This window comes from Pseudomonas rossensis, assembly GCF_039888995.1.
In the GTDB taxonomy this organism is placed as follows: Bacteria; Pseudomonadota; Gammaproteobacteria; order Pseudomonadales; family Pseudomonadaceae; genus Aquipseudomonas; species Aquipseudomonas rossensis.
Window position 1 is genome coordinate 1 of the sequence record NZ_JBBWCB010000056.1, and the last position, 18,591, is coordinate 18,591.

At 56.8% G+C, this 18,591-nt stretch carries 15 protein-coding genes, 3 tRNA genes and 1 pseudogene; 15 read left to right on the forward strand and 4 right to left on the reverse strand.

Translation table 11 applies throughout. From position 1 onward, the window contains the following. Nucleotides 1–158: 158 nt before the first annotated feature. A complete protein-coding gene (locus WLY71_RS16340) occupies nucleotides 159–329 on the reverse strand; it encodes a hypothetical protein (protein WP_347804365.1) in 171 nt (56 codons plus the stop codon). A 167-nt stretch (nucleotides 330–496) separates the two neighbouring features. On the opposite strand from WLY71_RS16340, the pseudogene WLY71_RS16345 reads away from it, so the two are divergent. The 3 genes and pseudogenes from WLY71_RS16345 (at nucleotide 497) to WLY71_RS16355 (ending at nucleotide 1,757) form a co-directional block, all read left to right on the forward strand. Beyond that, nucleotides 497–1,226 (forward strand): annotated as a pseudogene (locus WLY71_RS16345) (peptidase C39 family protein). Nucleotides 1,227–1,317: 91 nt separating this feature from the next. Beyond that, entirely contained in the window at nucleotides 1,318–1,524 is a 207-nt protein-coding gene (locus WLY71_RS16350; RefSeq protein ID WP_347804366.1) for a DUF6021 family protein, read from the forward strand. 17 nt (nucleotides 1,525–1,541) lie between these two features. Further along, nucleotides 1,542–1,757, forward strand: coding sequence for a hypothetical protein (locus tag WLY71_RS16355; protein WP_347804367.1), 216 nt, complete (start codon nucleotides 1,542–1,544; stop codon nucleotides 1,755–1,757). A gap of 55 nt (nucleotides 1,758–1,812) precedes the next feature. Here the strand turns inward: WLY71_RS16355 and pbpG are convergent, their stop codons facing one another. Then, on the reverse strand, nucleotides 1,813–2,751 hold the full coding sequence (gene pbpG, locus WLY71_RS16360) for a D-alanyl-D-alanine endopeptidase (protein ID WP_347804368.1): 939 nt from the start codon (nucleotides 2,749–2,751) through the stop codon (nucleotides 1,813–1,815). A 238-nt stretch (nucleotides 2,752–2,989) separates the two neighbouring features. Then, a complete protein-coding gene (folD, locus tag WLY71_RS16365; protein ID WP_347804369.1) occupies nucleotides 2,990–3,844 on the reverse strand; it encodes a bifunctional methylenetetrahydrofolate dehydrogenase/methenyltetrahydrofolate cyclohydrolase FolD in 855 nt (284 codons plus the stop codon). Nucleotides 3,845–4,123: 279 nt separating this feature from the next. Between folD and WLY71_RS16370 the strand changes: the two genes are divergently transcribed. The 10 genes from WLY71_RS16370 to ltrA all read left to right on the forward strand — a co-directional run bounded on the left by WLY71_RS16370 (nucleotide 4,124) and on the right by ltrA (nucleotide 15,305). Further along, nucleotides 4,124–4,200 (forward strand) — tRNA-Arg (locus WLY71_RS16370). 40 nt (nucleotides 4,201–4,240) lie between these two features. Continuing rightward, a tRNA-His gene (locus WLY71_RS16375) sits at nucleotides 4,241–4,316 on the forward strand. Between the two features lie 54 nt (nucleotides 4,317–4,370). Further along, a tRNA-Leu gene (locus WLY71_RS16380) sits at nucleotides 4,371–4,455 on the forward strand. Nucleotides 4,456–4,877: 422 nt separating this feature from the next. Beyond that, on the forward strand, nucleotides 4,878–6,188 hold the full coding sequence (tig, locus tag WLY71_RS16385) for a trigger factor (protein ID WP_347804370.1): 1,311 nt from the start codon (nucleotides 4,878–4,880) through the stop codon (nucleotides 6,186–6,188). 93 nt (nucleotides 6,189–6,281) lie between these two features. Further along, the gene (gene clpP / locus WLY71_RS16390; protein ID WP_046047575.1) at nucleotides 6,282–6,917 is read left to right on the forward strand and encodes an ATP-dependent Clp endopeptidase proteolytic subunit ClpP; all 636 of its coding nucleotides are present in this window, start codon (nucleotides 6,282–6,284) and stop codon (nucleotides 6,915–6,917) included. Nucleotides 6,918–7,029: 112 nt separating this feature from the next. Further along, on the forward strand, nucleotides 7,030–8,313 hold the full coding sequence (gene clpX, locus WLY71_RS16395; protein WP_007946893.1) for an ATP-dependent Clp protease ATP-binding subunit ClpX: 1,284 nt from the start codon (nucleotides 7,030–7,032) through the stop codon (nucleotides 8,311–8,313). A gap of 161 nt (nucleotides 8,314–8,474) precedes the next feature. Continuing rightward, nucleotides 8,475–10,871 (forward strand): endopeptidase La, encoded by a 2,397-nt coding sequence (gene lon / locus WLY71_RS16400; RefSeq protein WP_347804371.1) that lies wholly within the window; start codon nucleotides 8,475–8,477, stop codon nucleotides 10,869–10,871. Nucleotides 10,872–11,018: 147 nt separating this feature from the next. Then, nucleotides 11,019–11,291, forward strand: a complete 273-nt coding sequence (locus tag WLY71_RS16405; protein WP_002552737.1) for an HU family DNA-binding protein — start codon at nucleotides 11,019–11,021, stop codon at nucleotides 11,289–11,291. Nucleotides 11,292–11,524: 233 nt separating this feature from the next. Then, entirely contained in the window at nucleotides 11,525–13,396 is a 1,872-nt protein-coding gene (locus tag WLY71_RS16410; RefSeq protein ID WP_347804372.1) for a SurA N-terminal domain-containing protein, read from the forward strand. A 487-nt stretch (nucleotides 13,397–13,883) separates the two neighbouring features. After that, nucleotides 13,884–15,305, forward strand: coding sequence for a group II intron reverse transcriptase/maturase (gene ltrA / locus WLY71_RS16415; protein ID WP_347804373.1), 1,422 nt, complete (start codon nucleotides 13,884–13,886; stop codon nucleotides 15,303–15,305). Between the two features lie 70 nt (nucleotides 15,306–15,375). Here ltrA and WLY71_RS16420 read toward each other — a convergent pair whose 3' ends face one another. Beyond that, on the reverse strand, nucleotides 15,376–16,581 hold the full coding sequence (locus tag WLY71_RS16420) for an MFS transporter (protein ID WP_347804374.1): 1,206 nt from the start codon (nucleotides 16,579–16,581) through the stop codon (nucleotides 15,376–15,378). A 122-nt stretch (nucleotides 16,582–16,703) separates the two neighbouring features. Between WLY71_RS16420 and WLY71_RS16425 the strand changes: the two genes are divergently transcribed. Together WLY71_RS16425 and WLY71_RS16430 are read left to right on the forward strand one after the other, a co-directional pair. After that, the gene (locus WLY71_RS16425; protein WP_347804389.1) at nucleotides 16,704–17,603 is read left to right on the forward strand and encodes a LysR family transcriptional regulator; all 900 of its coding nucleotides are present in this window, start codon (nucleotides 16,704–16,706) and stop codon (nucleotides 17,601–17,603) included. Nucleotides 17,604–17,694: 91 nt separating this feature from the next. Next, nucleotides 17,695–18,522 carry a DUF2242 domain-containing protein gene (locus WLY71_RS16430; RefSeq protein WP_347804375.1) on the forward strand — a complete coding sequence of 276 codons (828 nt, stop codon included), beginning with the start codon at nucleotides 17,695–17,697 and terminating at the stop codon, nucleotides 18,520–18,522. Nucleotides 18,523–18,591: the final 69 nt, after the last annotated feature.

Genomic DNA, 18,591 nt, shown 5'->3' on the forward strand with positions numbered 1-18,591 from the left:
GTGGGTCAGTTCCAGTGCCCGAGCGAGACGCATAAAAAAATCCGATGCCAGTACAGGCATCGGATTTTGATTTCTTGCGGCCAAAGGTCAAGCGAGAAGGCTTAACTGATCGGCATTAGGGCAGGCGGCCGTTTTTTTTGCTGTTAAAAAAGTTCCAGTCAGTGCGCGCTGGCGTGGTGTGCAGTGGTTTCATCCGTTTTCACCAACGGCGCCGATTGAGCAGGGTGGTGATGGTGCCGACGGGTAATTCGCAGGACTCCCCATAACATGGCGGCGGCAACGGCCAGCCAGCCAGAAATCAACATCACAATGGTCATTGCCAGGCTCATCAGTGCCTCCTCTTCGCCCTGCTGCGGGCACACACTCTTTGCACATGACAGTCTAGTCGCTGCTGTGTTTCAGGCTATTGACCAAAGGTCGGCTGACACCAATCAGTTCGCTCTATCGAATGCCATCATCTGCCGGTTAAGGCTATACCGCTGCCGCGCGGCGTCCTATGATCGACGGCCAAGCCGGAAGCGCGAATGCCTGGCGTCTAAATCAAGAGAGTGATGATGGTGCGGGTATTTTCTCGAATTCGATCGTTAGTGCTGGTCGTTGGCTGCGTTGCAGGTCTGTCTGGCTGCGCGGGGAGTGTGGCGCCTGAAATCAAGCGCCTGCCGGAGCGAGTCGAGCTCAGTGGCACGTTCTACCGTGGCGTGGCGAATCAAAGTGGGCCGCAAGTGCTGGCCAGCATGTTGTCCCAGCAAGGCATTGTGACTACGCCAGGTTTGCTCGAGAAACCGTTGCATTTGCCGGGTGCCGAAGCCCAGTTGCAGCAGAACATGCAGAACCTCGCTCGCGAGTACGGCATGCTCGTCTATCCCCTCGACAGCAATCTGCCTGCACTGTTGACCCAGGTTGCGGCCGGTTACCCGGTAATGGTGCGTTTCACGGAAGGCTCGGCGTTCTGGGCTGAACCGCGTTACGCCATTCTTGCCGGGTACAACCGCCAGAAACAGACAGTGCTGCTGCGCTCGGGCATGAATCGTCGGGAGTTGATGGGCTTCGGTTCGTTTGAATCGGCGCTCAAGGATGCCGGTGGCTGGGCCGTGCTGATTCAGAAGCCGAATCAACTGCCGGCCAATGTCGATCAACAGCGATGGCTCAAGGCAGCGAGCGACCTTGCCCAGGCAGGTCAAGAGCAGGCGGCCGCCAGGGCGAAGAAAGCGCTGAACGCGCAGTAAGTCCGTTCGTCATCTGTCGGGCACCCCTGCACGTTGCCGGCTTCTAAGGTATAGAGCCCGTATTTCTACGGGCTGTGACCAGGAGGCGCCCATGGTTCATTCCAATACTCCCGTCGGCCCGCACTCGTCCGAGCATTCGTCGGGCGATGAGTTGGGGTTCGACCCCGATTCACCGGACCTCGCCGATCCTCAGGTCGACCCCATCGGACCCGCCAAGGCCCCGAGGGATGTGAAGCCGGGCGATAATCCCAAGGCGCCTGCGAAGCCTTACGATCCACTCGCCGATCTGAAACCCTGAGTCATAGTGAGGTGCGTATGTCTACCGATTCGAGTTTCAACGACAAACGTCCGGACAGCGTTCCAACCACGCCGGAAGAGGGTGTTGACCCCGTGATGGATCCGAACGATCCGTTAAGGGATCCCTTGGCGCGTCCGATGGTAGTGCCAACGGAACATCCCCACGGCACGAGAAATCCGAGTGCCGGGGACGGCATTCCAGATGACGACCAGATGCCGTTGCCCAATGATTAACGCAGGACGAAAAAAAGCCCCGAATAGTCGGGGCTTTCTTTTACCTGTCGTTTACTTATTTCGACGCTTCAACCACGCCGCTCTGACGATGCTTGAGGTTCTTGTCGGATTTGTACTGCAAGGCTACAGACGGCACGTTCGTGCCCCTGCCGGTTTCAACCCAGCTGCGGATGCGACTGGCATCGGCAAAGTGTGTGTACTTGCCAAAGGCGTCGAGGATGACCAGCGCAACAGGGCGGTTGCCCATGCTGGTGACCAGCACCAGGCAGTGACCTGCCTCGTTGGTGAAGCCGGTTTTCGTCAGCTTGATGTCCCAGTTCGGCTTGTTGACCAAATGGTCGGTATTACGGAAACCCAGGCTGTAGTTGGGTTTACGGAACGAGACGGTTTTTTGCTTGGTCGTACTCAGCTCAGTCAGCAGTGGGTACTTGTGCGCAGCGATCAGCAGTTTGCTCAGGTCGCGGGCCGTGGACACGTTGCGAGGGGAGAGGCCGGTGGGTTCGACGAAGTGCGTGCTGGTCATGCCCAGTGCCTTGGCTTTGGCATTCATCGCTGCAATGAACGCAACATAGCCGCCACGGTAGTGATGGGCAAGGCTCGCGGCAGCGCGGTTTTCCGAGGACATCAGGGCAATCAGCAGCATTTCCCGGCGCGGCAATTCGCTTTTGAGTTTGACTCGGGAAAACACGCCTTTCATTTCCGGCGTGTCGCTGATGTTGATGGAAAGGTATTCGTCCATGTTCTGATTGGCTTCGACGACGATCAGGCCAGCCATCAGTTTGCTGACGGAAGCGATCGGCACTACCACGTCAGGGTTGCTGGCATAGATGACTTTGTTGGTCTGCAGATCCAGCAGCAATGCGCTGCTGGAAGCGATCTTCAGTGTTGACGTATCTCGCGGCGCCGAAGTGGTGTCGGCAGCGTTGACCATTGGCGTGGTGAAAGTCCCTGTAAATGCAAAAAATAGGCTCAGGATGGAAAGACGGATTTTCACGCTGGCAGACTCGTTAGGTGTGGATAAGCCGTTCTGTAACGGGTTGTTTCTTTAAAAACGACGCATTTTAGGAGTATGGCTGAAGAACTGTCGATGGTTGATCAATGAACAGGTCAAAGTCCTTGAAACCCCCTACAAATAGTAGGTTTCCGGCGAGTGGTAGCGTTTTTAGTTCAGGCAAAAAGAACCCCGCCAATGGCGGGGTTCCTTTGTTCGTCGCAGCAATGAAAATGCGAACTCAGCTGTGCAGTGTTTCGGCTGCGTACAGCGTGTTTTCCAGCAGGCAAGCGCGAGTCATCGGGCCAACGCCACCCGGGACTGGAGTGATCCAGCCGGCGCGGGGCAGGGCGGTGACGTAGATCACGTCACCGACCAGTTTGCCGTCTTCCTGGCGGTTGATGCCGACGTCGATCACGATCGCGCCTTCCTTGATCCACTCACCCTTTACCAGCCCCGGCTTGCCGGCGGCGACCACCACCAGATCGGCGCGACCGACGTGGCCTGCCAGATCCTTGGTGAAGCGGTGGGTGACGGTTACGGTGCAGCCGGCCAGCAGCAATTCCATTGCCATTGGGCGGCCAACAATGTTGGAGGCCCCGACAACCACTGCGTCCATCCCGTAGAGATCGACACCGGTGCTTTCCAGCAACGTCATGATGCCTTTAGGGGTGCACGGACGCAGCAGCGGAATACGCTGGGCGAGGCGGCCGACGTTATAAGGGTGGAAACCGTCGACGTCCTTGTCTGGACGAATGCGTTCCAACAATTTGGAGGCGTCCAGGTGTTCAGGTAAAGGAAGCTGAAGCAGAACGCCATCAATCGCCGGGTCGTCGTTCAGGCGATCGATCAGATCGGTCAGCGCTTCTTGAGTGGTTTCGGAAGGCAGGTCGTAGGCTTGGGAAATGAAGCCGACCTCTTCACAGTCTTTACGCTTGTGCGAGACATAAACCTGAGAGGCGGGATCGCTGCCGACCAGAATCACCGCGAGACCGGGCGTGCGCAGACCTTGCTGGCGACGCTCGTTGACGCGTTTGGCGATCTGCTGGCGCAGGCTGGCGGCGATCGATTTGCCGTCGATTAGTTGTGCAGTCATTGCGCGTGATTAACCATCGAGAGGGGAAAAAAAGAGAACGCATTCTCGCATGTCATGAGGTGAGGGCAAAGGCGCTTGGTCTGCAAATTCCCCTAACCCCTTTAATTAAATGAATTTTTTTTAAAAAAGAGTTGACGACCTTCAGGGTCACCTATAACATTCGTCGCACTTGTCGGGCACAGCCTAGCACTGGTTAAGAAGGTCGATCAGAGTTGATGTTTGATTCGGTGAGACTGAAAGCACTTAGTTTGTAATCGTCCAAGAATACAGATTAACAAGGCGCCCGTAGCTCAGCTGGATAGAGCATCCGCCTTCTAAGCGGATGGTCGCAGGTTCGAGTCCTGCCGGGTGCGCCATTAGGCAGCTTTGGCACAAGTAGCGCAACATGGCAATATGGTGGGCGTAGCTCAGTTGGTAGAGCACGGGATTGTGACTCCCGTTGTCGAGGGTTCGATCCCCTTCGTCCACCCCATATTTAGAAAGGCGCCAGATTAATAGTCTGGCGCCTTTGCTTTAAAAGCTTGATGCGGATGTGGTGGAATTGGTAGACACACTGGATTTAGGTTCCAGCGCCGCAAGGTGTGAGAGTTCGAGTCTCTCCGTCCGCACCATTACAAGTAGCTATTTAATAGCAGAAAACGGCGCAGCACCTGAAAAGGGCTGCGCCGTTTTTGTTTTAGAAGTCTGAATGTTCAAAGCGGCCGCAGGTTCTGGGTCGAGAGGGCGGCTCGGATCGTCGGATTTATGTTTCTCGATGATGCTGATTCGCCCGTTGGTCCCCTTGTGGGGTCGACTGTCAGGGATGGATTGCCGATGCCTTCTATATATAGAAGGATTGGTGCAGAGCCCTGGCATGATTGGCTGTATTTGCTAACAGGGCGAGGCACAACCGTTTGTCCCCGCCTATAAATTGCCTGCTGCTTTTTTACCCGTTTTCAGTAGGGTGACTTCTTGAGTTTGACCCACTAGAATGCATGCCCTTGATTCTGGGGTCGGAAACGGCCGGCTAACGTCTGTGCAACGAGGAATATCCATGCAAGTTTCTGTTGAAAATACTTCTGCTCTTGAGCGCCGCATGAGCATCACCGTGCCGGCTGAGCGCATCGAGACTCAGGTCAACAAGCGTCTGCAGCAGACTGCCCAAAAGGCCAAGATTGCTGGCTTCCGTCCAGGCAAAGTGCCAATGAGTGAAATCAAGCGCCGTTTTGGTGCTGATGCACGTCAGGAAGCGGTTGGCGACGTGATCCAGTCTTCTTTCTACGAAGCTGTTGTTGAACAAAAGCTGAACCCGGCTGGCGCTCCTTCGATCGAGCCGAAATCGCTGGAAGCTGGCAAAGACCTGGAATACGTCGCGATTTTCGAAGTGTTCCCTGAGTTCACTGTTGCCGGTTTCGAAGGTATCGCGGTTGAGCGCCTGAGCGCTGACGTGGCTGATGCCGATCTGGACAAAATGCTGGAAGTGCTGCGCAAGCAGAACACCCGTTTCGAAGTGGCCGATCGCGCTGCTCAAAACGAAGACCAGCTGAACATCGATTTCGTCGGCAAGGTCGACGGTCAAGTGTTCGCTGGCGGTTCTGCCAAAGGTACTCAGCTGGTTCTGGGTTCCGGCCGCATGATTCCTGGTTTTGAAGACGGTCTGGTTGGCGCTAAAGCCGGCGAAGAGCGCGCTCTGAACCTGACCTTCCCAGAGGACTATCAGAACCTCGACCTGGCAGGCAAAACCGCTGAGTTCACCGTGACCGTGAACACTGTTTCCGAGCCAAAACTGCCAGAGCTGACCGAAGAATTCTTCGCTCAATTCGGCATCAAGGAAACCGGTCTGGAAGGCTTCCGCACCGAAGTTCGCAAGAACATGGAGCGCGAACTGCGTCAGGCGATCAAATCCAAGGTCAAGAATCAGGTAATGGACGGTCTGCTGACCACCAACCCGATCGAAGTGCCTAAGGCTCTGCTGTCCAGCGAAGTTGACCGTCTGCGCGTGCAGGCTGTTCAGCAGTTCGGCGGCAACATCAAGCCTGAGCAACTGCCGGCCGAGCTGTTCGAAGAGCAAGCCAAGCGTCGCGTTGTCCTGGGTCTGATCGTGGCTGAAGTGGTCAAGCAATTCGACCTCAAGCCTGACGAAGCCCGCGTTCGTGAAATGATTCAGGAAATGGCTTCGGCTTACCAAGAGCCTGAGCAGGTTGTGTCCTGGTACTACAAGAACGACCAGCAACTGAACGAAGTCCGTTCGGTTGTGCTGGAAGAACAAGTTGTGGATACTGTTCTGCAGAAGGCTAACGTGACCGACAAATCGGTCTCTTACGAAGAAGCAGTCAAGCCGGTAGAAGCTCCACAAGCCGACTGATCGTTTTTGCGGTAAGAAGTACACACCATAAGCCAGCCTTCGTGCTGGCTTATGCGTATTCAAGACATAACTATTTGGGAGTGACTGCAGAGCATGTTCCGTAATTCGTATATTCAGCAGAACTCTGATATCCAGGCCGCAGGCGGCCTGGTCCCGATGGTTGTCGAGCAGTCTGCTCGTGGCGAGCGCGCCTATGACATCTACTCGCGCCTTCTCAAGGAGCGAGTGATCTTTCTGGTTGGTCCGGTAGAGGACTACATGGCCAACCTGATCTGTGCGCAACTGCTGTTCCTTGAAGCGGAAAACCCGGACAAGGACATCCATCTCTATATCAACTCCCCGGGCGGTTCGGTGACGGCTGGCATGTCGATCTATGACACCATGCAGTTCATCAAGCCAAACGTGTCGACCACCTGTATCGGTCAAGCGTGCAGCATGGGTGCGTTTCTACTGACGGCCGGTGCCCCCGGCAAGCGTTACTGCCTGCCGAACTCGCGTGTGATGATTCACCAGCCACTGGGCGGTTTCCAGGGCCAGGCTTCGGATATCGAAATCCATGCCAAGGAAATCCTCTTCATTCGTGAGCGTCTCAACACGCTGATGGCCAAGCATAGCGGGCACACTCTTGAAGAAATCGAGCGCGATACCAACCGCGATAATTTCATGAGTGCAGAAGCAGCGCGTGAATACGGGTTGATCGATGAAGTGATCAGCCAGCGCCCCGCTTAAAATAAGCAGCTCAAAATAGGGTTGGTCGGCGCGTCCGATCACCAGCGGGCTTGAAAAAGCCCGCAATAGCCTTCATCTTGTGTTGCAAGCCTATCGGATTTGGATCGAACGAATGACTGACACCCGCAACGGCGAGGACAACGGCAAGCTGCTTTATTGCTCCTTCTGTGGCAAAAGCCAGCATGAAGTGCGCAAATTGATTGCCGGCCCCTCGGTCTTTATCTGCGACGAGTGCGTCGACCTGTGCAATGACATCATCCGTGAGGAGGTGCAGGAAGCCCAGGCCGAAAGCAGCGCGCATAAATTGCCTTCGCCTAAAGAAATCAGCGGCATCCTTGATCAGTACGTGATTGGTCAGGAGCGTGCAAAAAAGGTTCTGGCCGTAGCGGTGTACAACCACTACAAGCGCCTGAACCAGCGTGACAAAAAGAATGACGATGTCGAACTCGGCAAGAGCAACATCTTGCTGATCGGCCCGACAGGCTCGGGTAAAACCCTGCTTGCCGAAACACTGGCCCGCTTGCTGAACGTTCCGTTCACCATCGCCGACGCAACCACCCTCACCGAGGCAGGTTACGTGGGTGAAGATGTCGAAAACATCATTCAGAAGCTGCTGCAGAAGTGCGATTACGACGTAGAAAAGGCCCAAATGGGCATTGTCTACATCGATGAGATCGACAAGATCTCGCGCAAGTCTGACAACCCGTCGATCACCCGGGACGTTTCCGGTGAAGGCGTGCAGCAGGCCCTGCTCAAGTTGATCGAAGGCACGGTCGCTTCCGTTCCGCCTCAAGGTGGACGCAAGCATCCGCAGCAGGAATTCCTTCAGGTCGACACCCGTAACATCCTGTTCATCTGTGGTGGTGCGTTCTCCGGTCTGGAAAAGGTTATTCAGAACCGTTCCACCAAGGGCGGCATCGGTTTCAACGCGGAAGTGCGCAGCAAGGAAGAAGGCAAGAAAGTCGGTGAGTCCCTGCGTGAAGTCGAGCCTGACGATCTGGTCAAGTTCGGCCTGATCCCGGAATTCGTCGGTCGTCTGCCGGTACTTGCCACGCTGGACGAGCTTGATGAGGCTGCGCTGATGCAGATTCTCACCGAGCCGAAAAATGCTCTGACCAAACAGTATGCCAAGCTGTTCGAGATGGAAGGTGTGGACCTGGAATTCCGGGCCGACGCTCTGAAATCGGTCGCCAAACGTGCCCTGGAACGCAAAACCGGTGCCCGTGGACTGCGTTCGATTCTCGAAGGTGTATTGCTCGATACTATGTATGAAATTCCCTCGCAGTCCGAGGTTAGTAAAGTAGTGATCGACGAAAGCGTTATAGAAGGCAAGTCCAAGCCACTGTATATCTACGAAAACAGTGAGCCGGCTGCCAAGGCAGCGCCAGACGCCTAAGCGTCACGCTGCTGGAATAAAGAAGGGGCCTTCGGGCCCCTTTGCTTTTTGCGCGTTTTAACACCTTCTTTAAGCTTGTTTTTTTTGAAGGTAGCCCCCATCTTGGTTTCAAGCTCACTTCCATCTGTTTACGGCCTTATGGCCGCCGTAGAGGCGAAATCATGAAGACAACCATCGAATTGCCTCTCCTGCCATTGCGTGATGTTGTGGTTTATCCGCACATGGTTATCCCGCTGTTCGTGGGGCGCGAGAAATCCATCGAAGCCCTCGAGGCAGCGATGACGGGCGACAAGCAGATCCTTCTGCTGGCTCAGAGAAACCCTGCTGACGACGATCCCGGTGAAGATGCACTTTATCGCGTAGGTACCATTGCTACCGTTCTACAGCTGCTCAAGCTGCCGGACGGCACGGTCAAGGTTTTGGTTGAAGGTGAGCAGCGGGGTGCCGTTGAGCGTTTCATCGAAGTGGACGGCCACTGCCGTGCCGAAGTCTCATTGATCGACGAAGTCGACGCGCCAGAGCGCGAGTCGGAAGTTTTCGTACGCAGCCTGCTGGCTCAGTTCGAACAATATGTTCAGCTGGGCAAGAAAGTCCCGGCTGAAGTCCTGTCGTCGCTCAACAGCATCGACGAACCAGGCCGCCTGGTCGACACCATGGCCGCACACATGGCCCTGAAGATCGAGCAGAAGCAGGAAATCCTCGAAATCATCGATTTGTCGGCCCGGGTCGAGCACGTTCTGGCGTTGCTGGATGCCGAGATCGACCTGCTGCAAGTCGAAAAACGCATTCGTGGTCGCGTCAAAAAACAAATGGAGCGCAGCCAGCGCGAGTACTACCTGAATGAGCAGATGAAGGCCATTCAGAAAGAGCTCGGCGACAGCGACGAAGGTCACAACGAAATCGAAGAGCTGAAAAAGCGCATCGATGCCGCCGGTCTGCCGAAAGACGCCTTGGCCAAAGCCCAGGGTGAACTGAACAAGTTAAAACAAATGTCGCCAATGTCTGCGGAAGCGACCGTGGTGCGCTCGTATATTGACTGGCTGGTTCAGGTGCCGTGGAAGGCACAGAGCAAAGTGCGTCTGGATCTTGCGCGCGCAGAAGACATTCTCGATGCAGACCACTATGGTCTGGAAGAAGTCAAAGAGCGGATCCTCGAATACCTCGCCGTGCAAAAACGCGTGAAGAAAATTCGTGGTCCGGTGTTGTGCCTGGTCGGTCCTCCAGGGGTGGGTAAAACCTCTCTGGCGGAGTCGATTGCTCACGCCACCAACCGGAAATTCGTGCGCATGGCCCTCGGCGGTGTGCGTGATGAAGCGGAAATTCGTGGTCATCGCCGTACTTATATCGGTTCGATGCCAGGAAGATTGATTCAAAAGATGACGAAAGTGGGCGTCCGCAACCCGCTGTTCCTGCTCGATGAAATCGACAAAATGGGCAGCGACATGCGTGGCGATCCGGCGTCGGCGTTGCTGGAAGTGCTCGACCCTGAGCAGAACCACAACTTCAACGATCACTATCTGGAAGTCGACTACGACCTGTCCGATGTGATGTTCCTTTGCACTTCGAACTCCATGAACATTCCACCCGCCTTGCTGGACCGGATGGAAGTGATTCGTCTGCCGGGTTACACCGAAGACGAAAAGATCAACATCGCCGTCAAATACCTTTCGCCAAAGCAGATTACTGCCAATGGTTTGAAAAAAGGCGAGCTGGAGTTCGACGCCGAAGCGATCCGCGACATCATCCGCTACTACACCCGCGAAGCTGGCGTACGTGGGCTGGAGCGCCAGATTGCCAAGGTTTGCCGCAAGGCGGTCAAAGAGCATGCAATGGAAAAGCGCTTCTCGGTGAAGGTCACTGCCGAGATGCTGGAACATTTCTTGGGCGTGCGCAAATTCCGCTACGGTCTGGCCGAATCGCAGGATCAGATCGGTCAGGTCACCGGGCTGGCGTGGACTCAGGTGGGTGGCGAATTGCTGACTATCGAAGCCGCAGTCGTACCGGGTAAAGGCCAGTTGATCAAAACAGGTTCTTTGGGTGACGTCATGGTCGAATCGATCACTGCGGCCCTGACCGTTGTTCGCAGTCGCGCGAAGAGCCTGGGAATTCCCCTGGACTTCCACGAGAAGCGCGACACGCATATCCACATGCCGGAAGGGGCGACCCCGAAGGACGGCCCTAGCGCCGGTGTGGGCATGTGCACGGCTCTGGTGTCGGCATTGACCGGGATCCCTGTGCGCGCGGACGTCGCCATGACTGGCGAAATTACGCTGCGTGGTCAGGTGCTGGCGATTGGCGGTTTGAAAGAAAAACTGCTCGCTGCTCACCGTGGCGGAATCAAGACCGTTATCATTCCTGAAGAGAACGTACGCGATCTGAAGGAAATTCCTGACAATATCAAGCAAGATCTGCAGATTAAACCCGTTAAATGGATTGACGAGGTCCTGCAAATTGCGCTGCAATACGCGCCGGAGCCCTTGCCAGATGTAGCTCCAGAGATAGTTGCAAAGGATGAAAAACGCGAGTCTGACTCTAAGGAAAGAATTAGCACGCATTAGTACGCATTTGCTTGGGTGGCTTGTTGACAGCTTTTTAGAGCCCTTGTTATAAAGCGGCTCTTAAGTGTCTGTAGGCCATTCAGCACTCGTTTTTGCTTTCACCAAAAAACTTAGAATCATACTCAAATAGATATAAGGGGACTTAGAGTGAACAAGTCGGAACTGATTGATGCTATCGCTGCATCCGCTGATATCCCGAAAGCTGCTGCTGGCCGTGCGCTGGACGCTGTAATCGAATCCGTCACTGGCGCTCTCAAGGCTGGCGACTCTGTTGTTCTGGTTGGTTTCGGTACTTTCTCCGTAACTGATCGTCCAGCTCGCATTGGTCGTAACCCACAGACCGGTAAGACGCTGGAAATCGCAGCTGCTAAAAAACCAGGTTTCAAAGCCGGTAAAGCACTGAAAGAAGCTGTCAACTAAGTTCGATTCAGGTTTTTGCCTATCCGGGTCGGGGTCATGCCTGACCTGGCAGCGGAGCGGTAGTCCAGTCGGCGAGTCGCCGATCCGAGACGCCGAGGCTCGCAAGTTCGAGTCATCGGTCCGCTCCGCCAGTTACGAGAAGGCGCATCCTCGGATGCGCCTTTCTTCTATCCGGATTCTACCCACGCTCCACGGTTGCCTAATTTTGAAGTTCAACCGTTTCTGGGGGACGCATGCTGCAGAATATCAGGGACAATTCACAAGGCTGGATTGCCAAGACTATTATCGGGATCATCGTTGTACTGATGGCGTTCACCGGTATCGAGGCCATTTTCCAAGCGACGACCAACAGCCAGGATGCGGCCAAGGTCAATGGCGAAGAAATCAGCCAGAACGAGCTGAGCCAGGCGGTCGATATGCAACGCCGTCAGCTCATGCAACAGCTGGGCAAGGATTTCGATGCTTCCTTGCTCGACGAAAAAATGCTGCGCGAATCGGCCCTCAAAGGCTTGATCGATCGCAAGCTGCTGCTTCAAGGCGCAGAAGATTCGAAATTCGCCTTTTCCGAAGCTGCTTTGGACCAGGTGATCCTGCAAACGCCTGAATTCCAGGTTGATGGCAAGTTCAGCGCCGAGCGATTCGACCAGGTTATTCGCCAACTCGGCTACAGCCGCATGCAATTCCGCCAGATGCTGGCTCAGGAAATGCTGATCGGTCAGCTGCGCGCTGGTATGGCAGGTAGTGGTTTCGTCACCGACGCACAGGTTCTGGCATTCGCCCGTCTGGAAAAACAGACCCGCGATTTCGCGTCGCTGAACGTCAAGGCTGACCCGGCGGCTGTGAAGCTGACCGACGATGAAGTCAAAGCCTACTACGACGAACACGCCAAGGAATTCATGACGCCGGATCAGGTGGTCATTGATTACCTCGAGTTGAAGAAGGCTTCCTTCTTTGATCAGGTCAGCGTCAAGGACGAAGACCTGCAAGCGGCGTATCAGAAAGAAACCGCGAACCTGTCGGAACAACGCCGGGCCGCGCACATTCTGATCGAAGTGAACGACAAAGTGACTGAAGCGCAAGCCAAGGCCAAGATCGAGGAGATCCAGGCACGTCTGGCAAAAGGCGAGAAGTTCGAAGCCCTGGCCAAGGAGTTCTCCCAGGATCCTGGTTCGGCGAACAACGGCGGTGACCTCGGCTATGCCGGTCCTGGTGTCTACGATCCAGCCTTCGAAACAGCGCTGTATGCGCTGGCCAAGGATCAGGTCTCGGCACCGGTCCGCACCGACTTCGGTTTTCACCTGATCAAGCTGTTGGGTGTCGAAGCTCCTGAAGTGCCGACGCTCGCCAGCCTGAAAGACAAGCTGACCCGTGAACTGAAAACCCAGCAGGTCGAGCAGCGTTTCGTCGAGGCGACCAAGCAACTGGAAGACTCGTCGTTCGAAGCCTCCGATCTGGCTCAGCCGGCGCAGGACCTGAAGCTCACTGTTCATACGTCCAAACCGTTCGGCCGTGAAGGTGGCGAAGGTGTTGCGGCCAACCGTGCGGTGATCACTGCTGCGTTCAGCCCTGAAGTGCTGGATGAGGGTGCCAACAGCACCGCCATCGAGCTCGATCCGGAAACCGTGATCGTGTTGCGCGCCAAGGAACACCTGAAGCCTGCGCAACTGCCGCTGGAAAGCGTTTCTGCCAGTATTCGCGTGCAATTGGCCAAGGAGCACGCCAGTGCTGCCGCCAAGACCAAGGCTGAAGAGCTGATTGTTAGCCTGCGCGATGGCAAGACTCCGCTGGACAAGGCGATCGACGGTCAGAGCTGGAAAGTGACCCAGGCAGCTACTCGTGGCCAGGAAGGGGTTGACCCAACCGTGCTGCAGGCGCTGTTCCGCATGCCGAAGCCCGCCGCCAAGGACAAGCCGACCTTCAGCAGCGTGACCCTGGCCGATGGTAGCCTGGTGATTGTGCGTCTGAACGGCGTGAACGAAGCTGCTGCGCCGACCGAAGAAGAGAAGGCTCAATACCGTCGCTTCCTCGCTTCGCGCATTGGCCAGCAAGACTTTGCGGCCTACCGCAAACTGCTGGAAAGCCAGGCTGAGATCAAACGCTTCTGATGCCTGACTGAGTTTTGCGCTACACAAAGACCCCGGCCGAAAGGCCGGGGTTTTTTATGGGTGCGCCAGGCATGGCGCGTTGCGCGCAAGCGCAACCAGCTTGGCTGTGGTGGCCTCGCTGGTGACTTGGAGGTGAAAGTCCTCTACACACCCGGCAAGGGGAAGTGTTAGCCAGAGGCAAGGGTGTCGTGGGCGACTGCGAATCTGAAGGAAGCCCGAGGCAAAATGCTGGCCTGACGAACAGGAAGCGGATAGAGGCGGCGCAGCGGGGTAAGGCGGCCCAAACCGTCAAAGCCCAATACTTGCACGGAACGCTGTGACGTAAATCCGACAGGCATAAGCAGGAAGGTCGCGCGAATTACCCTGGGAGATCTGCACGTTTGCCACTGTGCTACCGAGCGTCGAGAGGCGACGGGATGAACGTGCAGAAGTCAGCCGAGGCCGTAGTAAGTGACGAATAACCACGTCGCCAAGGGCCGAACAGGTTATGCCGCCAGTAGGCGTCAGAGTCTCGTCGAGTATCGAAATGCAGAAATTTCTCCCAGAGAAAACTGTTACTCCGAGTCCCGGACAGAATCCGAGGATGACGGCTGACAGCGCAAAGGTATCGGCGGCGTCTGTGACGTGGACGAACGCGGAGTCGGACACGCTGATGGAGCGGGTGCTTGCACCGGCCAACCTCAAGCGTGCGTATCAACGCGTAGTCGGCAACAAGGGCGCGCCGGGTGCCGATGGCATGACGGTCGACGACTTGGCGGACTACGTGAAACAGTATTGGCCGATCCTCAAGGATCGGTTGCTGGCCGGCGAGTACCACCCGCAAGGTGTACGCGCCGTCGACATCCCCAAACCCAAAGGCGGTACCCGACAGCTGGGCATTCCCAGCGTCGTGGATCGCCTTATCCAACAGGCACTGCTGCAACAGCTCACGCCGATCTTCGACCCGCTATTCTCGGATTATAGCTACGGCTTTCGACCGGGCAGAAGCGCCCACCAAACCATCGAGAAAACCCGCGCCCATGTGGCGGCAGGGCATCGCTGGTGCGTGGAACTCGATCTTGAGAAGTTCTTTGATCGGGTTAATCACGACATCCTGATGGCTTATCTGGCGCGCCAAATCGAAGACAAACGGGTGCTCAAGCTGATCCGTCGTTACCTCGAAGCGGGCACGATGTCAGGCGGACTCGCCAGCCGACGGCAGGAAGCGACGCCGCAAGGCGGCCCGCTCTCGCCGTTGCTGTCGAACATCCTGCTCAACGAACTCGACAGCGAACTGGAACGACGGGGTCATCGCTTCGTGCGCTACGCCGACGACGCCAACATTTATGTGCGCAGTTGTCGGGCGGGTGAACGAGTGATGGTCAGCGTTGAGTGCTTCCTGATCCAGCGCTTGAAACTGACGCTGAATAGGGAAAAGAGCCGCGTGGCACGACCTTGGGTCTGTGACTATCTGGGTTATGGGATGAGCTGGCACCGACAGCCGAAACTAAGAGTGGCGACGATGAGTCTGGGTCGCTTACGCGACCGAGTCAGGGACCTGCTACACAGAGCGCGGAGTTGCAAGATGGCAACCGTCATCGTGCGGATAAACCCTGTGCTGCGTGGTTGGGCTGGCTACTTCAAGCTAAGTCAAAGCAAGCGGCCACTTGAGGCGCTTGATGGCTGGGTGCGTCGTAAGCTGCGCTGCGCCGTATGGCGTCAATGGAAACAGCCCTCAACAAGGGCTCGTAACTTGATACGCCTGGGGCTCAGTAGGCATCGCGCCTGCATATCGGCGTTCAATGGTCGTGGCCCATGGTGGAGCTCAGGAGTTGCGCATTTGAATCACGCGCTACCGAAGAAACTGTGGGATCGGCTTGGTCTGGTCTCAATACTGGATACGATAAACCGGCTTAATCGCATAACTTGAACTGCCGTATAAGGATCCGTACGTACGGTGGTGTGAGAGGACGGCGGCTGTAAAGCCGCCTCCTACTCGATTAGCGTGTGGAAGGGAAACCGTCGGTCCGGGCATTCGCCGTGGCCAGCAACGTCAGTACCAGTAACGCTGCGACCACCCACGGGAACGACATCACCCCCAGGCTATCGAGCAACAATCCTCCCGCCAGGCCTCCGCCAGCAATCCCGATATTCCACATCGTCACCAGCATGGACTGCGCTGTGTCCGCCGCATCCCCGGCCGTTTTCGCCGAAGCGGTCTGCAACAGTGAAGGCATCGCCCCAAACGCCAATCCCCAGACGGCCACCGCGCCATAGACCACCACCGCCGATTCGCCCCAAAAGCCGAGCACCAGAGCCGACACAATGAACAGCCCGCCGCTGATGAGTACCAGCTCGCGCAACCAGCGGTCGATCAGGCTGCCAACGATCCAGATGCTCAATACTGACGCCAGGCCGAAGACCAGCAGTACTCGATCAATGGTTGCGGCAAGTCCGGACGGCTGCAGGAAAGGGGCGATGTAGGTGTAGAGAATGTTGTGAGCCAGCACGTAGGAACCGGTCACGAACAGTACTGAGCGAAGTCCCGGCAGGGCAAACACCTTGCGCAGCGGCAAGCGTTTTTCGGCGATTTGGCCGGGAAAGTCCGGAACCTGCCAGCGCACCCAGATGATCAGTATCAAGGTCAGTGCCGTCATGATCGCAAAACTCAGCCGCCAACCCACGACCGTGCCCAGCAACGTCCCTGCAGGTACTCCGAGCGACAGTGCCAGCGGTGCACCGAGCATCGCCACGGCAATGGCCCGGCCTTGCAGGTGTGATGCCACCATGCGGCTGGCATAACCGGCCACCAGTGCCCAGAGCAGCCCAGCGAAGATGCCGGCAAACAATCTGGCGATCAGTGTCAGCGCATAGTCAGTGGAAAGTGCGGTGATGCTGTTGACGATGGCAAAGCCGCCAATCGCCGTCAGCAGCAAAGGGCGGCGACGCCATCCGCGAGTGGCGATGATGAGCGGGATTGCCGCTAGCAGCGAGCCGATGGCGTACAGCGTCACCAGTTGCCCGACCAACGCTTGCGAGATATTCAGGTCCGCGCTCATCTGTGGCAACAGCCCGGCGGGCATCGCCTCCGTCAGTACGGTAATGAAACCGGCGGTGGCCAGGGCGAGCAGGCCACTGAGGGGCAGGCGTTCACGGGTTTGTGCTTCGGTGCGCAATGATTGCACGGTCAATTCGGGTTCGTTCATGCGTTGCGGTCCCTGTCAGTGAGTAGCCAAGGACAGAGCGTAGGGCGCTGCGCTTCCCGGAAAAACAGGTTAAGGTTCCGAACATATCGGACATGGCTGTCGTTAATCGCGAGGGTAACGGATTGGATAGCCTGGGGAGTATTGCCGTGTTTGTGCAGGCGGCGGAGACACGCAGCTTCACGCAAGCCGCGCGTTTGATGGGGGTATCGTCATCGGCGATCGGCAAGAGCATCGCCCGCACCGAGACGCGGTTGGGCGTGCGCCTGTTTCATCGCAGCACCCGCAGCATTACCCTGACATCGGAAGGTGCGCTGTTCCTGGAGCGCTGTCGCAAGATCCTGGCCGAGGTCGAGGCCGCCGAATTCGAGTTGTGTAATGCCGCGTCGGCGCCTCACGGCAAGCTGCGGATCAGCCTGCCTCTGGTGTCCGGACTGGTAATGCCGGTGCTCACGGAGTTCATGGCGCTGTTTCCGGACATCGAACTGGATATCGATTTGTCCGACCGCATGGTCGACGTGGTCGAGGAGGGCTTCGATGCGGTAGTGCGAACCGGCAATCCCAAGGATTCCCGACTGATGGCTCGGCCGCTCGGCGGATTTAGAATGGTGCTGGTCGCCACTACTGAGTATTTCAAGGCCCACGGTGTACCGCAGACACCCACGGATCTCGCAAATCATGCCTGCCTGCGTCACACCTTTCACGCCACCGGCAAGCTGGAGCCCTGGCCTTTGCGTCGCGAGGCAGGCGACCCAGAGCCGGTGCTGTCCACGCGAATGGTCAGCACCTCGATCGAAGCCGTGAGTTTTGTGGCCCTTCAGGGGATGGGCATTGCCTGTTTGCCGGACTTCATGGTCCATGAACACGTGAGACACGGCAGATTGCAGCGGGTGCTCGACGATCACCTGGAGCACGCTGGCACATTCTGGATCCTTTGGCCCTCCAGTCGGCACGCCGCCGCCAAGCTTAGGGTGTTCATCGATCATTTATGCGCGCGACTTTTTCCTGCAAACGATGGTCAGTAACTCTGTAACTGTTTTAAGACACTAATCGATACTCCGCTAAGCATCGATCTGTTGCACAATACGCCCCGGACCGTTTTCCTCAGGATGTTCAATGTTTAAATCATTTCCCATGCGTGTTGCAGGGCTGGCGTTGGTGCTGGCCGCCGCGGCCGGCTGCTCGTCGAAGAAAGCCCCTATCTACGAGCATGAGAACTTCGATGACTCCGGAACGTTTTCGCGCAGCTACCCGGTGACGGATGCGCAGACGTGCGAAGCCGCCCGTCGGGCGTTGCTCAGCCAGGGCTACATCATCACCAGCTCCGACCCGAAACTGGTCAGCGGACACAAAAGCTTCCAGCAGACCGGCGAGAGCCACTTGGAGATCAGCTTCAGTGTGGTCTGTGCCGATGACGGCAGTGAGGGGCTCCACGCGACCATGTTCGCCAACGCCCTGCAGGACCGTTATGCGCTGAAGAAGACCAACAACTCCGCCAGCGTTGGCGTAGGCGTGCTGGGTTCTGTGTCGATGCCGATCGGCTCGTCCGACGACTCGATGGTCAAGGTTGCCAGCGAAACCGTATCGTCGCCCAAGTTCTACGAGCGTTTTTTCACCCTGGTCGAGTTGTTCCTGCCGCCGGAAGCGAAAAAGGCCGCGCACATCAAGGAGAAGCCGAAACCCGAGCTCGGCGTGCCTGAAGCCAAGGCCGCACCGGCTCCGTTGGCGCCGACCCCGGCACCTGCGGCAGAACCTGCGCCGGCGCCTGCCGAAGCTGCTCCAGCTGCCTCTGAGCCGGTTGCACCGCCGCCTGAAGCCGCTCCGATTGCTCCGGCCGAGAACGCCGAGCCGGCATCGACCACGGAAACGGTCACTCCGCCGCCCCAATCAAGCCTGCCTCCACCCACCGAGCCTATTTCGGCCATTCCTGTATCAGGCCAGTAATCGTGCTCTGACGCTGCGGGATCAGGTCAGACGAAACCGATCCCGCAGCGGCGCTTTTAAATTGATCCG

Coding starts and splice junctions, on each gene's coding strand:
- WLY71_RS16340 (WP_347804365.1), bottom strand. CDS start 329: ATGAGCCTGGCAATGACCATTGTGATGTTGATTTCTGGCTGGCTGGCC.
- WLY71_RS16350 (WP_347804366.1), top strand. CDS start 1,318: ATGGTTCATTCCAATACTCCCGTCGGCCCGCACTCGTCCGAGCATTCG.
- WLY71_RS16355 (WP_347804367.1), top strand. CDS start 1,542: ATGTCTACCGATTCGAGTTTCAACGACAAACGTCCGGACAGCGTTCCA.
- folD (WP_347804369.1), bottom strand. CDS start 3,844: ATGACTGCACAACTAATCGACGGCAAATCGATCGCCGCCAGCCTGCGC.
- tig (WP_347804370.1), top strand. CDS start 4,878: ATGCAAGTTTCTGTTGAAAATACTTCTGCTCTTGAGCGCCGCATGAGC.
- clpP (WP_046047575.1), top strand. CDS start 6,282: ATGTTCCGTAATTCGTATATTCAGCAGAACTCTGATATCCAGGCCGCA.
- clpX (WP_007946893.1), top strand. CDS start 7,030: ATGACTGACACCCGCAACGGCGAGGACAACGGCAAGCTGCTTTATTGC.
- lon (WP_347804371.1), top strand. CDS start 8,475: ATGAAGACAACCATCGAATTGCCTCTCCTGCCATTGCGTGATGTTGTG.
- WLY71_RS16410 (WP_347804372.1), top strand. CDS start 11,525: ATGCTGCAGAATATCAGGGACAATTCACAAGGCTGGATTGCCAAGACT.
- ltrA (WP_347804373.1), top strand. CDS start 13,884: ATGCCGCCAGTAGGCGTCAGAGTCTCGTCGAGTATCGAAATGCAGAAA.
- WLY71_RS16420 (WP_347804374.1), bottom strand. CDS start 16,581: ATGAACGAACCCGAATTGACCGTGCAATCATTGCGCACCGAAGCACAA.
- WLY71_RS16430 (WP_347804375.1), top strand. CDS start 17,695: ATGTTTAAATCATTTCCCATGCGTGTTGCAGGGCTGGCGTTGGTGCTG.